Origin of the sequence: Sodaliphilus pleomorphus (genome assembly GCF_009676955.1) — a bacterium.
Lineage (GTDB): Bacteria > Bacteroidota > Bacteroidia > Bacteroidales > Muribaculaceae > Sodaliphilus > Sodaliphilus pleomorphus.
The window spans coordinates 89891-102616 of sequence record NZ_CP045696.1 but is presented as its reverse complement, the minus strand read 5'-3'; the positions used below and the strand labels follow the sequence as shown (position 1 = coordinate 102616).

The window sequence follows — 12726 nt, the reverse complement described above, 5'->3', positions numbered from 1 at the left end:
TTGTGTCGTTGTGCGACACAGCGAGGGGTAATGGTCACTCATGATGATAGGGCTCGTGGTTGAGAATGGTGAAGGCTCGATACAGCTGCTCGGTGAAGACAAGACGCACCATCTCGTGAGAAAGTGTCATCTTCGAGAGCGATATCTTGTCGTTGGCTCGAGAGTATACATCGGGAGAAAAACCATAGGGGCCGCCAACAACAAACACCAAGCGGCGCGTGCCGCCAAGCATGCGTTTTTGAATATAGGCAGCAAATTCCATAGAACGCATCTCCTTGCCATGCTCGTCGAGCAGCACCATGTAGTCGCTTTTATCGAGCGTCGCCAGTATGCTTTTGCCCTCGGCAACCTTTTGCTGGGCCTCGGTGAGGCTCTTGGTGTTTTTGGCATCTCCCACACACAAGATGTCGAACCCTATATAGTGAGACAACCGCTTCACATACTCATCGATGCCTTGTTTTAAATATCCAGTCGCCGTGCGACCCACGACAGTAAGAGTAATTTTCATAGAGAGCGCATTTTCTCGATAGTAAAGCCTTCAAAATTGTCAATCACCAAGTTGGCTTTGTCTTGTAGCAACTCTTTAGGGTTGGTAGTGGAAAGCCCTATCACCTTGGCACCTGAGGCATGAGCAGCCTCAATCCCGTTGATTGAATCCTCAAAGATGTAGCAATTGGCAATATCCACCCCAAGCAATCGGGCTCCAAGCAGGAAACACTCGGGCGAAGGTTTGGGTTTAGTGACCATTTCGCCCACTACGACAGCTTCGAAATAGTCGTTGAAGCCAGGGTGCTGTGCATACACAGCCTCCATCTTGTGCTCGTCGCTGCTTGTGACCACAGCCATGGGCAGACCCGCATCGCGCAGCTTGTCGAGCCACGCAACGGCTCCAGGAAAGAACCTATATTGCATGTTGCTTTGAAACTGTGATAGCATGGCCTTGATGTCGTCGTGATGCGAGGGGTCAAAATAGGTGTTGAGTATTGTTGCCAAGTTGCTGCCCTTTATCACATCGGTGAAGTGGGCAACATGAGTGGGATATTGCTTGTCGATGGCAGCCCAAAACTCGCTATAGATACCCTCGGTATCGAGCAGTACACCATCGAGGTCAAAAAGTATTCCTGTTTTTCTGTTTGCCATAATCGATGCCTGTACACACAGGCTTTATGTGTAGGATTGTTTTAAAACACAAAAGTAGTGATTAATGTCGGAAAAAAGAGGTAATTTTGCGCAAAAATAAAAATTGATGACTTATGATTGAGGAACTGCAAATTCGGGTCACGCCTCGCACAGCTTCATGTGAGGAGGCGATTGCCCACTACATAGCCAGCGAGCGCCACATGAGCATGACAAGGATACAAGGTGTGCGCATCATTAAGCGGTCGATCGATGCACGGCAAAAAAATGTGATGGTCAACCTCAAGGTGCGAGCCTACATAGATGAGCCATTGAGGACCGATTTTCTTGTTCCTCCCGTCGAGTATCGCCCTGTCGACGGCAGCAAGCAAGCCATTGTTGTGGGCGCCGGCCCAGGAGGACTGTTTGCGGCTCTACGCTTGATCGAGCTTGGCATCAAGCCCATTGTGCTCGAGCGAGGCAAGAATGTACTGGAGCGTCGAGTCGATGTGGCTCGCATCTCGCGGCAAGGCATCGTCGACCCCAACAGCAACTATTGCTTCGGCGAGGGAGGTGCCGGTGCCTTCAGCGACGGAAAACTATACACGCGCAGTAAGAAACGGGGCTCGGTTAACCGCATCTTAGGCATATTTTTCCAGCATGGAGCCAGCGAAAACATACTCATCGATGCCCACCCGCACATCGGGAGCGACAAGCTGCCCCACATCATCGAGAACATGCGCAATACCATCCTGACCAATGGTGGCGAAGTGCATTTTCAAGAGCGTGTGGTGAGGCTGCTCATCGCGCACGATACTGTGACAGGTGTTGAAACAGCCAGTGGAGAGCAATATACAGGGCCTGTGATACTGGCAACAGGGCACTCGGCACGCGACGTGTACCAGATGCTTGCCGACGAGGGCTTTACTCTCGAGGCCAAAGGTGTAGCAATGGGTGTTCGCCTCGAGCACCCCCAGCACCTTATCGACGAGATTCAGTACCACAGTAAAAACGGACGCGGCGATTACCTGCCTGCTGCCGAATATAGCTTTGTCACTCAAGTCGAGGGTCGAGGTGTATATTCTTTCTGCATGTGTCCCGGTGGCATTGTCGTGCCAGCTGCCAGCGCCCCTAATCAGCTTGTTGTCAATGGCATGTCACCAAGCAACCGTGGCACATTTTGGGCCAACTCAGGCATGGTTGTGGAGATGCACCCCGAGGATTTGCCGCAGCAATACCACAAATACAAGGAGTTGGCAATGATGCACTTCCAGGAAGACTTGGAGCTGCGTTGCTACCAAGAGGCCGGGTGCAGCCAGGTGGCTGGAGCACAACGCATGAAGGACTTTGTCGAAGGCAAACCGTCGCGGCTCATCCCGCCCTCATCGTTTGCTGCCGGCTTGCAGCCCTCGCGCCTCGACCAGTGGTTGCCGACTTTCATCTCCAGCCGTTTGAGAAAAGGCTTCGCCACCTTTGGCCGTGCAGCCAAAGGTTTCTTGACCAACGAGGCAATAGTGATTGGCGTTGAGACTCGCACATCGTCTCCAGTTAGGATTCCTCGCAACGGCGAGAGCTTGATGCACATTGCAATCGGCGGGCTATACCCCTGTGGTGAGGGTGCCGGCTACGCTGGCGGTATTGTGTCGAGTGCCATCGACGGCGAGCGTTGTGCCGAAAAATTGGCTGAGTACTTTGAGGCATAGCAGCAAAATTGCAAATAAAATCACTCTACAGGGTTGTTTTACTCTAAATAAGGTAAATGCTTGCTCAAGTTGCTGCCTTTTTGTACCTTTGTGAAAATTTTGTAACATTATAGATAACTATCGGAATGGAAATAACTGCTCAGCAATTGGCTATCGTTGTACACGGCACTGTGGATGGCGATGGGTCGACTGTGATTTCTAATTATGCCAAAATCGAGGAGGCAGAACCTGGCTGCATCACCTTCTTGGCCAATCCAAAATACACTCACTATATCTACACCACCAAGGCTTCGGCAGTACTAGTGCGCAAGGATTTCAAGCCTGAGCATCCCATAAAAGCTACACTGATCAGGGTTGAAGATCCTTATGAGACGATTGCCGACCTGTTGAACTTTGTCAACAGCCAGCGTCCTCAAAAGAAAGGAATAGAACAACCCTGCTACATAAGTGAGGGGGTTGCAGTACCCGATGATGCCTATGTGGGTGCTTTTGCCTATATTGGGAAAGACGTGAAGCTGGGCAAAAATGTAAAGATTTACCCCAACGTGTATGTGGGCGACGATGTTGTGCTCGGCGATGATGTGATTCTTTACCCTGGTGTAAAAATTTATCATGGCTGCAAGATTGGCAACCGTTGCATTGTTCAGGGCGGTGCCACCATTGGCGGCGACGGCTTCGGTTTTGCCCCACGGCCCGATGGCACCTACGAGAAGATATCTCAAATAGGCATCGTCATTCTTGAAGACGATGTTGAAATAGGTGCCAACACGACAATCGACCGTGCTACAATGGGTGCCACAGTCGTGCACAGAGGAGTGAAGCTTGACAACCTCATCCAGGTTGCCCACAATGTCGAAATTGGCGAAAACACGGTGATGGCCGCCCAGGTGGGTATCGCCGGGTCTACCAAGATTGGGAAAAACAACATGATAGGTGGGCAAGTGGGTTTTGCCGGCCACATCACTGTGGGCGACCAGAATGGCATAGGTGCTCAGTCGGGCGTGCCCAACAATGTGGGCTCAAAGCAAAAGTTGCTCGGTGCACCCGCTATCAATGCGCGGGAATTTGCACGTCAGCAGTTTTATTTCAAGTATCTGCCTGAAATGTTCAACGATATCAAAGCTTTGAAGAAACAGATTGAGGAACTTAAAAAGTAAGCGTAAAATACACATTTCATTATGAAACAGCGTACACTCAAAGCCCCCTTCGTCGTTACAGGCAAGGGACTGCATACAGGACTGCACATCACTGCCACGTTTAAGCCTGCCCAAGTGAATACTGGCTATGTGTTTAAGCGCATCGACATGGATGGAGCTCCCACCGTGGAAGCTCTGGCCGAGAATGTGATTGAAACACAGCGCGGCACTGTGATTGCCAACAAGGCTCACAAGGATGTGAGAGTGGGCACAATCGAGCATGCCATGGCCGCCCTCTATGCTTCGGGTATCGACAACTGCCTCATCGAGGTGGATGCCCCCGAGCTTCCCATTCTCGACGGCAGTGCTATAGTTTATTGCGAGAACATCGACAAGGTGGGTATTGTAGATCAGGAGGCCGACAAGGAATTTTATGTGGTCAAGCAACGCATCAAGGTGGTTGACCCCAAGAGTGGATCATCGCTCATTGTGCTCCCCGACGATCAATTCTCGATCGATACCATGATTGAGTTCAACTCTCCTGTGCTGGCCAACCAATTTGCCGCACTCGACGACATTAGAAATTTCAAGAAAGAAATAGCAGCAAGCCGCACCTTTGTGTTTGTGCGTGAGGTGATGCCCCTGGTACAGATGAATCTCATTAAGGGCGGAGATTTGGACAATGCCATTGTCATCTATGACACTCCCATGAAGCAAGAAGACCTCGACAAGCTTGCCGACTTGATGCACGTAGAGCACAAGCATGTGAGCCACTTGGGATATCTCAACAACAAGCCGCTCGAGTATAATAATGAGCCTGCCCGGCACAAGTTGCTCGATGTGATTGGCGACCTGGCTTTGATAGGCCGTCCGCTGAAAGGTCGCATTGTAGCCACCAAGCCTGGCCACACAATCAACACCACGCTTGCCAAAAAGATACGTCAGGAGCTTCGTTACCAGAGCGTGCAGGCGCCCGTATACGACCCCAACAAAGCCCCCTTGTACGACAACATGGCCGTGCGCAGAATGCTGCCGCACCGCTACCCCATGCAACTTGTCGACAAAATTGTAGACATGGGCAAAGACTATGTTGTGGGTATAAAGAATGTGACCGCCAACGAGCCTTTCTTCCAGGGACATTTTCCCGAAGAGCCCATCATGCCAGGTGTGCTACAAGTCGAGGCCATGGCGCAGACTGGCGGCATACTGGTGTTGTCGAAGGTTGAAGACCCCGAGGACTACTCCACCTATTTTATGAAAATCGACAACGTGAAATTCCGCCAAAAGGTTGTGCCAGGCGACACGCTTATTTTTCACTTGTCGCTCATGACCCCCATTCGTCGCGGCTGCGCTGTGATGAAGGGATATGCCTTTGTGGGTGAACATATCGTGTCGGAGGCTGAGTTTATGGCTCAAGTAATCAAGAACAAAAACGATAACAAAGAAGAAGACAAAAAATAAATTATGGAAAAATACCCCTTGACATCGATTGATCCGAGCGCAAAAATCGGTAAAAATGTCAAAATAGGTCCTTTTACAACCATCGATGCCAACGTCGAGATTGGCGACGGCACAATAATCGATAGCAATGTTACCATTCACTCGGGCGCACGCATTGGCAAGTTTTGTCACATTCATTCGGGCGCTGTGATATGCGACATTCCCCAGGATTTGAAATTTAAAGGCGAAGACACAATTGCTGTCATAGGTGACCATACCAACATTCGGGAGTTTGTCACTATCCATCGCGGAACAGCCTCTCAAGGCAAAACAGTGGTGGGCAGCTATTGCCTTATCATGGCCTACTGCCACATTGCACACGATTGCTTCATAGGCGACCATGTGATCATGTCCAATCAGGTTCAGCTGGCTGGCGAGGTTCACGTGGGCGACTGGGCTGTGCTTGGTGGCGGTGCCCTTGTGCATCAATTCACCCACATTGGTCCCCATGTGATGCTTCAAGGCGGATCGCTGGTTAACAAAGACCTCCCGCCCTATATCGTGGCAGGCCGCTATCCCCTCTCCTACGAGGGAGTGAATTCGGTGGGATTGAAACGTCGTGGTTTTACCGAGGATCAAGTGAACGAGATAAGCTCCATCTATCGCATTCTTTACATGTCGCGTCTCAACAATAGCGATGCAATTGCCAAGGTTGAGCAGGATATTTCTGCAAGTCCCGAGCGCGATATCATTGTCGACTTTGTGAAAGCTTCAAAGAGGGGCATCGTTAGAATTGGCATCTAAACCTTTCGGCTCCTAAAACAAGACAATGTTGCATGAATACATGTGATAAAATGTCACACTCTACAGTGTGGCATTTTTTTTGTCATAATAATATCTGATTAGAAAACATTAAAACAATATATATTTTATTATGGCAAAAGGTTCAATTGGGGTAACTACAACCAACATTTTCCCCGTAATTAAACAATTCCTCTATAGCGATCATGAGATTTTCCTGCGAGAGTTGATATCCAATGCTGTCGATGCCATACAGAAATTGAAAACACTGGCCAACAACAATGCTTTCAATGGCAAGACCGATGACCTCAAGGTTACAGTCAAAGTCGATAAGGACGCCAAGACGCTGACTGTGAGCGACAATGGTATAGGCATGACTGCCGATGAGATTGACAAGTATATCAACCAGATCGCCTTTTCGGGTGCCGAGGAATTCCTCAACAAGTACAAAGACAATGCTTCGGCTATCATTGGACATTTTGGTTTAGGCTTTTATTCGGCCTTCATGGTCTCTGACAAGGTGGAAATTCACACGTTGTCTTATAAAGATGGAGCCAAGGGTGTGTGCTGGACCTGCGATGGCTCTCCAGAATATGAAATGACCGATTGTGACAAGAAAGAGCGGGGCACCGACATCATCTTGCACATTACCGACGACGACAAAGAGTATCTTGAGCAATCGCGCATAAGCACGTTGCTGCACAAGTATTGTCGTTTCATGCCCGTTCCCATTGTGTTTGGCAAAAAGCAAGAGTGGAACAAAGAGCACAACAAGTGGGAGGATACCGACAATGACAACGTCATCAACGATGTCGAGCCCTTATGGACCAAGAAACCGGCCGACTTGAAAGACGACGACTATTTGAAATTTTATCACGCACTATATCCTGGTCAGGAAGACCCGCTGTTTTGGATACATCTAAATGTAGACTATCCCTTCACTTTGACAGGAATACTCTACTTCCCCAAGATCAAGACCAATCTCGACATACGCAAAGACCGCATTCAGCTATACTGCAACCAGGTCTTTGTCACCGATAGTGTAGAAGGCGTGGTTCCCGAGTTCATGATGCTCCTGCAAGGTGTGATCGACTCGCCCGACATTCCGCTTAATGTTTCGCGCAGTTACCTTCAGGCCGACCGCAACGTGAAGAAAATTTCAACCTACATCACCAAGAAAGTTGCCGAGCGCCTCGAAGAGATTTCAAGCAAAGATGCTGAAAACTTTGAGAAAAAATGGAGAGACATTAAAATCTTTATTGAGTATGGCATGCTGAGCGATGAGAAGTTCTGCGACCGCGCAATGAAGTTTGCCTTGCTTGAAAACATTAGTGGCAAGTACTACAAGCTCGATGACTACAAGAAACTTATCGAGGCTAACCAGACCGACAAAGACGGCAACCTCATTTACCTTTATGCTACCGACAAGGAGGGTCAATACTCCTTTATCAAGGCGGCTACCGACAAGGGCTACGACGTGCTGATGATGGATGGAGAGCTCGACACTCCATTTATGAGCATGCTTGAACAGAAAAACGAGAAGTCGAGATTTGTGCGCATCGATGCCGATGTGCTCGACAATCTTGTCAAAAAAGAAGATGCCAAGCAACCAGAACTCACCGATGAGCAGAAAAATATCGCTTCTACTCTGTTTAAGTCGCAAATTCCTGCTCTCGATAAGTGTGAATTCTATGTGACCTATGCATCGCTTAACCCCAACGATCAGCCTGTCATCATCACGCAGAGCGAGTACATGCGCCGCATGAAGGAGATGGCCAAGTTCCAGCCTGGCATGAACTTCTATGGCGACATGCCCACAGCCTACAACTTGACATTGAACACCAATCACCCTGTGGTGAAAAAGGTCATCGATGATGCCGAGTCGGCATTGACCGGCGAACTCAAGCCCATTGAGCAACAGTTGCACGACACAAGCAGCAAGATCAAGGCCATTAGAGATCTCAACAAAGACAACAAGGGTATCCCCGACGACAAGAAACCCGAACTTGAAAAAGAAGAAAAGACGGCAAGCGAGCTTCGCGACAAGCAACAAGCCATTATCACCAAGTACGCAAGCGGTCAAGACACTGTGAAGCAGCTCATCGACATTGCCTTGCTGGGCAACGGCCTGCTCAAGGGCGAGGCATTGAGCAAGTTCCTGAAACGGTCGGTCGACATGCTAAAATAAGACTTGAAACTTAACATCTATCTATATTGAAAGCCAGCACCCTCTTGGGCACTGGCTTTTTTGTTGTCTTGCTACACATGTGGATGTGTCACGGCACTTTCTGTGTGGCAGGCTCAGAAGTTACTGGAAATTATCACTTGAGCAGAGCATCAATTTTCTCTTTGAGCTTATCCTTGGTTGCACTGCCCACATAGCGCTCCACAAGTTTCCCGTCTTTAAAGAACAAGATTGTAGGGATGTTTCTTATGCTATATTCTCCAGTCAAGTCGTCTCCACTGTCGACATCGTACTTGCCTATTAGAACTTTTCCCTCATATTCTTGGGCAAGTTCTTCAACTATAGGTGCTATTCTCTTGCAGGGCACGCACCACTCTGCCCAGAAATCGATAACCACAGGCTTGCCTGTGGCAATCTGCTCTTTGGCGTTTCCGTCGTTGAAAATGTAAGCCATATTTTTCAATTCATATTTTAAAGTTCAACACTGTTTATTGACTGCAAATATACATAAAATCAATCACTATAGCATAGCGTGAGCGACTAGAAGTTTACCTCGTAATTAATTTCCATGTCATTGAGCGTATCGATCACATCCTTGTTGAGCGGCATTTTGAAACGCGACTTCAAGTCGACAACACGGTCGATGGCCTTGTCGTGTATTCTGAAGTAAACATCGCAACGGTTGGTTGTAGAATCGTTCATGCACAACTTGAGCTGCGACAGGCTTGACAGTTGATCGTCGTCAACAGCAATTCTTATTCGGTTCACCAATTTGCCCTTTACATCATCCATCAACTTTATCTCCTTGATATCAAAATTGATGCGATCGTTATATGGCGACTTATTATATACTCCTCTTACCATAATAGCCTCACCGGGGATACCGAAATTTCTGAAGTCGACAAAGTTGCGGCCAAACAGCATGAGTTCATATTTTCCCGAGTAGTCCTCAAGTGTGATACGACCATACATCCTGTCATTGCGGGTGCGTTTCTCTACATAGTCGGTGACAATGCCGCCAAAGGTGATGTCTTCGTTCAACGTCAACTTTTTGTCGTCCAACTTGTTGAGGCTCGTGTTACAGCCAAACTGAATTTCCATGTAGTACTTGTCGAGCGGGTGTGCCGAGAGATAAATGCCCACCATCTCCTTTTCCTTGTTGAGGCGTTCAATGTCGCTCCAAGGCTCAGCCTTAGGAATCTCGGGCGTTGCAATTTCTACAGCGTTGCTATCGCCGAAGAGGGAATTCTGGTTGAGCGACTTGTCGTTTTGATACTTCTGGCCATAGCGCACAAGTGTGTCGAGAAAAGCCACATCATTGGCATCGGTGGCAAAAAAGCTCTCTCGCGGTATCCCAAACGAGTCGAAGCCCCCGCTATAGGCAAGCGACTCAAAGGCCTTGCGGTTGACCGACGAGTAATCGGTGCGCTGTGCAAAGTCGAAGATATCCTTGTAGGGGCCATTCTGCTTGCGCTCCTTGATAATCGACTCGGCAGCTTTCACCCCCAGTCCCTTTATGGCAGCCAGGCCAAAGCGTATTTGCCCTTTCTGGTTCACGCCAAACTGTGCAAAGCTCTCGTTCACATCAGGCCCAAGCGTGGCCACCTTGCAGTTCTTGCACTCATCCATCAACTTGGTCACTTCCTTGATATCGCTACTGCGCCTGGTGAGCAGTGCGGCCATGTACTCGGCAGGATAGTGCGCCTTGAGGTAAGCCGTTTGGAATGCCACCCATGAGTAGCAAGCTGCATGCGACTTGTTGAATGCATAGGAGGCAAACTTTTTCCATTCTTCCCATATCTTGTTCAGGGTGTCGTGATCGTGGCCGCGCGCTTCACCTCCCTTGTAGAAAAGCACCTCGAGCTTGTTCATCTGCTCGATTTTTTTCTTGCCCATGGCCTTGCGCAGGGTGTCGCTCTGGCCACGGGTGAATCCGGCCAGCAAGCGGCTGAGCAACATCACCTGCTCTTGATACACAGTGATGCCATAGGTATCTTTCAGGTATTTCTCCATCTCTGGTATGGGGTAAGTAATGGGCTCTTTACCAAGCTTGCGGGCGATGAAGTGGGGTATGTTCTCGATAGGCCCCGGGCGATAGAGTGCATTCATTGCGATCAGGTCGCCGAACACCTCGGGATGAAGCTCGCGCAAGTACTTTTGCATGCCTGCCGACTCAAACTGGAATGTGCCCACCGTTCGGCCTTCTTGGAAAAGCTTGTAGGTGAGCGGGTCGTCGATGGGTATGTTGTCGAGATCAATCTCTTTGCCTGTTGTCTCTTTCACGTTTTTCACGGCCTCCTTTAGCTCCGACAAGGTGCTCAGTCCCAAGAAGTCCATCTTGATGAGGCCAGTAGATTCAATCACATGCCCGTCGTATTGCGTGACTGGCACTTTCACACCCTTGAAATCGGGGTCGTCGGCTGTAGATACCGGCACATGGTCGTCGATGCGGTCGCGGCATATGATGAAACCGCAAGCATGTATTCCCGTGCCTCGCACGGTGCCTTCAAGCTTCTTGGCATACTTGATGGTATTACGCAGGTGAGTGTCGGTGGAATTGGCAGCATCTTGCAACTCCTTGACACGCTCAATGGCATTGCTCAGGTTCATCTTTGCGCCATCATTGAACTTGTCGGGAATAGCCTTGCACAGTGCATTCACTGTATCGAGAGGCACTTTTTCGACTCGGGCCACATCTTTTATCGAGTTCTTGGTAGCCATTGTCGAATAGGTAATGATATGGGCACAGTTTTCATGGCCATACTTGTCCATCACCCATTGCAGCACCCTGCCTCGGCCCTCGTCGTCAAAGTCGGTGTCGATATCCGGCAACGAGATGCGGTCGGGATTCAGGAAACGCTCAAACAGCAGGTCATATTTCAGGGGGTCGATTTTGGTGATACCCAAGCAGTAGGCCACTACCGAGCCTGCGGCCGAGCCACGCCCGGGTCCCACCATCACACCCAGCTTGTCGCGGGCCGAGTTGATGAAGTCCTGCACAATGAGGAAGTAGCCAGGGAAACCCATCGTCTTCATCACGTGCAGCTCAAAGTTGATGCGATCTTTCACATCATCGGGCACTGGGTCGCCGTATTGTTTTTTTGCTCCCTCATAGGCAAGGTACGACAAATAGTCGGCCTCAAATTTTATGCGGTATATCTTGTCATAGCCTCCCAAGTGGTCGATGCGTTTCTGTGCATCTTGGGGCGACATGAGATTTTCGCCGTTTTCATCGGAACAGAATTCCTTGTACAAGTCCTCTTCGCTGAACTTCTTGCGCCACTCTTCTTCTTTTCCAAATGACTCTGGAATGGGGAAAAAAGGCATGATAGGGTCGTGTTCGATATTGTAGAACTCTATTTTGTCGACGATTTCCTGGGTGTTGGCCAGTGCCTCGGGCACATCGGCAAACACTTCGTTCATCTCTTCCTGCGTCTTGAACCACTCTTGCTTGGAGTAGAGCATGCGTTTGGGGTCGTCGAGGTCTTTGCCTGTAGCAAGGCACAAGAGGTGGTCGTGGGCCTCGGCGTCATCCTCGTTGATAAAGTGTGAGTCGTTGGTGCAAATGAGCTTGATCCCCAGCTCTTTCGACATCTCAATGAGCACTTTGTTCACTTCTTGCTGCCTTGGATAGGTCTCATGATTGGCCTTGGCTACGGTGGCCTTGTGACGCTGCAACTCCAGATAGTAGTCGTCGCCAAACACATCCTTAAACCACCTTGCTGCTTCCTTGGCTTTCTCGATTTGCCCATTCATGATGTATTGCGGTATTTCACCGCCCAGGCAAGCCGAGCTGCATATTATGCCCTCGTGGTATTTCTTGAGTTCGTCGTGATCGGTGCGTGGGTGTGAATAAAATCCATCGGTCCAGGCTTTAGACACAATTTTGAGTAAATTGTGATAGCCTTTCTCATTCTTTGCCAGCAAGATGAGATGGCGTCCCGTATCACGACGGTCTACGTGATCATTCAAAGTTTTCTCGGCAACATATACCTCACAGCCAAATATAGGAATGAAAAGTGAACGCCGGGCCTCGTCGAGTTGCTGCTTTAGGCTCTCAATCTGTCCCTGGTCGGGCGAATCAACATTTTGGGCCTCTTTCAGCTGCTGCTTCAGCCCCTTTATCTTTCCCTTAGCCTCCCCATTCACTTTGTTGGTGTAGTCGAAGAACTCCTTGATGCCAAACATGTTTCCATGGTCGGTCAGGGCCATGCCCCGCATGCCGTTGGCACGCGCCTTGTCGACAAGTCCTTTTATCGAAGCCTGACCGTCAAGTATCGAGTAATAGGAGTGCACATGAAGGTGTACAAATGGAATCATATCGTAATTGTCTCCTTAAAAAATC

9 protein-coding genes are annotated in these 12726 nt (G+C 49.3%); 5 read left to right on the top strand and 4 right to left on the bottom strand.

Translation table 11 applies throughout. The features are described from left to right. Nucleotides 1–34: 34 nt before the first annotated feature. Nucleotides 35–508: a 23S rRNA (pseudouridine(1915)-N(3))-methyltransferase RlmH gene (gene rlmH / locus GF423_RS00470; RefSeq protein ID WP_154326492.1), complete on the bottom strand. Its 474-nt coding sequence runs from the start codon at nt 506–508 to the stop codon at nt 35–37. Continuing rightward, nucleotides 505–1140 carry an HAD family hydrolase gene (locus tag GF423_RS00465; RefSeq protein WP_154326491.1) on the bottom strand — a complete coding sequence of 212 codons (636 nt, stop codon included), beginning with the start codon at nt 1138–1140 and terminating at the stop codon, nt 505–507. The genes rlmH and GF423_RS00465 overlap by 4 nt, the downstream gene beginning before the upstream one ends. Nucleotides 1141–1253: 113 nt before the next feature. Here GF423_RS00465 and GF423_RS00460 point away from each other — a divergent pair, with 113 nt between their 5' ends. From GF423_RS00460 to htpG, 5 genes are all read left to right on the top strand, one after another. Continuing rightward, complete coding sequence (locus GF423_RS00460; protein ID WP_154326490.1) at nt 1254–2819, top strand: NAD(P)/FAD-dependent oxidoreductase; 1566 nt, start codon at nt 1254–1256, stop codon at nt 2817–2819. 125 nt (nt 2820–2944) lie between these two features. Then, nucleotides 2945–3976 (top strand): UDP-3-O-(3-hydroxymyristoyl)glucosamine N-acyltransferase, encoded by a 1032-nt coding sequence (gene lpxD, locus GF423_RS00455; protein ID WP_154326489.1) that lies wholly within the window; start codon nt 2945–2947, stop codon nt 3974–3976. Between the two features lie 18 nt (nt 3977–3994). After that, entirely contained in the window at nt 3995–5416 is a 1422-nt protein-coding gene (locus GF423_RS00450; protein ID WP_154326488.1) for a bifunctional UDP-3-O-[3-hydroxymyristoyl] N-acetylglucosamine deacetylase/3-hydroxyacyl-ACP dehydratase, read from the top strand. Between the two features lie 3 nt (nt 5417–5419). After that, the gene (gene lpxA / locus GF423_RS00445; protein ID WP_154326487.1) at nt 5420–6199 is read left to right on the top strand and encodes an acyl-ACP--UDP-N-acetylglucosamine O-acyltransferase; all 780 of its coding nucleotides are present in this window, start codon (nt 5420–5422) and stop codon (nt 6197–6199) included. Between the two features lie 130 nt (nt 6200–6329). After that, complete coding sequence (gene htpG, locus GF423_RS00440; RefSeq protein WP_154326486.1) at nt 6330–8384, top strand: molecular chaperone HtpG; 2055 nt, start codon at nt 6330–6332, stop codon at nt 8382–8384. Nucleotides 8385–8517: 133 nt separating this feature from the next. On the opposite strand, the gene trxA is transcribed toward htpG, so the two are convergent. Together trxA and dnaE are read right to left on the bottom strand one after the other, a co-directional pair. After that, a complete protein-coding gene (gene trxA, locus GF423_RS00435; protein WP_154326485.1) occupies nt 8518–8835 on the bottom strand; it encodes a thioredoxin in 318 nt (105 codons plus the stop codon). An 86-nt stretch (nt 8836–8921) separates the two neighbouring features. Then, nucleotides 8922–12701 carry a DNA polymerase III subunit alpha gene (gene dnaE, locus GF423_RS00430; RefSeq protein ID WP_154326484.1) on the bottom strand — a complete coding sequence of 1260 codons (3780 nt, stop codon included), beginning with the start codon at nt 12699–12701 and terminating at the stop codon, nt 8922–8924. Nucleotides 12702–12726: the final 25 nt, after the last annotated feature.

Coding starts and splice junctions, on each gene's coding strand:
- lpxD (WP_154326489.1), top strand. CDS start 2,945: ATGGAAATAACTGCTCAGCAATTGGCTATCGTTGTACACGGCACTGTG.
- GF423_RS00465 (WP_154326491.1), bottom strand. CDS start 1,140: ATGGCAAACAGAAAAACAGGAATACTTTTTGACCTCGATGGTGTACTG.
- lpxA (WP_154326487.1), top strand. CDS start 5,420: ATGGAAAAATACCCCTTGACATCGATTGATCCGAGCGCAAAAATCGGT.
- GF423_RS00460 (WP_154326490.1), top strand. CDS start 1,254: ATGATTGAGGAACTGCAAATTCGGGTCACGCCTCGCACAGCTTCATGT.
- dnaE (WP_154326484.1), bottom strand. CDS start 12,701: ATGATTCCATTTGTACACCTTCATGTGCACTCCTATTACTCGATACTT.
- trxA (WP_154326485.1), bottom strand. CDS start 8,835: ATGGCTTACATTTTCAACGACGGAAACGCCAAAGAGCAGATTGCCACA.
- rlmH (WP_154326492.1), bottom strand. CDS start 508: ATGAAAATTACTCTTACTGTCGTGGGTCGCACGGCGACTGGATATTTA.
- htpG (WP_154326486.1), top strand. CDS start 6,330: ATGGCAAAAGGTTCAATTGGGGTAACTACAACCAACATTTTCCCCGTA.